Genomic DNA, 2,246 nt, shown 5'->3' with positions numbered 1-2,246 from the left:
GTTTCAAATCATTCGAACCAAGAAGCCGTGTCGAGGAGACGTCCCATGAGCGAGTTCCCGAAGAAGACCCAGGCCGACTGGCAGAGCCTGGCCGCCAAGGACCTGGGCGCCAACGGGACGCTCGACGACCTCGTCTGGAAGACTCCGGAGGGGCTGGACGTCAAGGCGCTCTACACCGCCGACGATCTGGAAGGGCTGGAGCTGGACAGCCTGCCCGGCTTCCCGCCCTTCACCCGCGGCCCGCGCGCCACGATGTACGCGGTGAAGCCCTGGACCATCCGCCAGTACGCCGGCTTCTCGACCGCCGAGGACTCCAACGCCTTCTACAAGGCGAACCTGAAGGCCGGGCAGATGGGCCTGTCGGTCGCCTTCGACCTCGCCACCCACCGCGGCTATGACAGCGATCACCCGCGCGTGGTCGGCGACGTGGGCAAGGCCGGCGTCGCCATCGACAGCGTCGAGGACATGAAGATCCTCTTCGACGGCATCCCGCTCGACAAGATGTCGGTGTCGATGACCATGAACGGCGCGGTTCTGCCGATCCTCGCCGGCTACATCGTCGCCGCGGAGGAGCAGGGCGTCAGCCAGGACAAGCTGAGCGGGACCATCCAGAACGACATCCTCAAGGAGTTCATGGTCCGCAACACCTACATCTACCCGCCCGAACCCTCGATGCGGATCATCGCCGACATCATCGAGTACACGGCGCTGAACATGCCGAAGTTCAACTCGATCTCGATCTCCGGTTACCACATGCAGGAGGCCGGTGCGACCGCGGTGCAGGAGCTGGCCTTCACCATCGCCGACGGCCTCGAATATGTCCGCGCCGCCATGTCGAAGGGCCTGCCGGTCGACAAGTTCGCGCCGCGCCTGTCCTTCTTCTTCTCCATCGGCATGAACTTCTTCATGGAGATCGCCAAGCTGCGCGCCGCGCGCCTGCTGTGGTCGACCCTGATGAAGCAGAAGTTCGACCCGAAGGACGCCCGCTCGCTGGCCCTGCGCACCCACTGCCAGACCTCCGGCGTCAGCCTGACCGAGCAGGACCCCTACAACAACGTCATCCGCACCACCATCGAGGCGATGGCCGCGGTGCTGGGCGGCACCCAGTCGCTGCACACCAACGCCTTCGACGAGGCGCTGGGCCTGCCGACGAAGTTCTCCGCCCGCATCGCCCGCAACACCCAGCTCATCATCGCCGAGGAGTCGGGCGTCACCAACGTGGTCGATCCGCTGGGCGGCTCCTACTACATCGAGAACCTGACCCACAGCCTCGCCAGCGCCGCGCTCGACCTCATCAACAAGGTCGAGGATCTGGGCGGCATGACCAAGGCGGTGGACAGCGGCATGCCCAAGTTGCTGATCGAAGAGGCCGCCGCCCGCCGGCAGGCCCGCGTCGACCGCGCCGAGGAGGTGATCGTCGGCGTCAACAAGTACCGTCCGGAGAACCCCGAGATGGTCGACGTGCTGGACATCGACAACACGGCGGTCCGGGAATCCCAGATCGCCCGCCTCAACCAGGTCCGTGCCAACCGCGACGACGCCAAGTGCCGCGCCGCCCTGGAGGCCCTGACCAAGGCCGCGACGGAGAAGTCCGGCAACCTGCTCGCCCTGGCGGTGGAGGCCACCCGCGCCCGCGCCACGGTCGGCGAGATTTCCGACGCGCTGGAGAAGGCCTTCACCCGCCATGTGGCGGTCATCCGTTCCGTCTCCGGCGTCTACGGCGCCGCCTATGAGGGCGACGAGGGCTTCAAGAAGATCCAGGAGGAGGTGTCCGCCTTCGCTGCCGAGGAGGGCCGCCGCCCGCGCATCCTGGTCGTCAAGATGGGCCAGGACGGCCACGACCGCGGCGCCAAGGTGATCGCCACCAGCTTCGCCGACATCGGCTTCGACGTGGACATCGGGCCGCTGTTCCAGACCCCGGAGGAGGCCGCCCGTCAGGCGGTGGAGAACGACGTACACGTCATCGGCGTGTCGTCCCAGGCCGCCGGCCACAAGACGCTGGTCCCGCAACTGGTCGAGGAGCTGCGCCGCCAGGGCGCTGGCGACATCCTGGTCGTCTGCGGCGGCGTGATCCCGCCCCAGGACTACGACTACCTCTACAAGGCGGGCGCCGCGGCCATCTACGGCCCCGGCACGAACATCCCGAAGGCCGCCTCCGACATCCTGGCCATCCTGCGCAAGCAGAAGGCCGCGGCGTAACCGGCGCCAGCACTTTTCCCTCCCCCGCCCCGTGGGGGAGGGTTAGG

At 67.3% G+C, this 2,246-nt stretch carries 1 protein-coding gene; it reads left to right on the top strand.

Annotated elements, in window-relative coordinates:
• The first annotated feature begins 45 nt into the window (after positions 1–45).
• Positions 46–2,199, top strand: coding sequence for a methylmalonyl-CoA mutase (gene scpA, locus GBZ26_RS28885; protein ID WP_174441737.1), 2,154 nt, complete (start codon positions 46–48; stop codon positions 2,197–2,199).
• Positions 2,200–2,246 lie beyond the last annotated feature (47 nt).

This window comes from Azospirillum formosense (assembly GCF_013340925.1).
Taxonomy (GTDB): domain Bacteria; phylum Pseudomonadota; class Alphaproteobacteria; order Azospirillales; family Azospirillaceae; genus Azospirillum; species Azospirillum formosense.
Note: the sequence above shows the minus strand (reverse complement) of the source record. Positions and strands in the feature narration are given on the sequence as shown.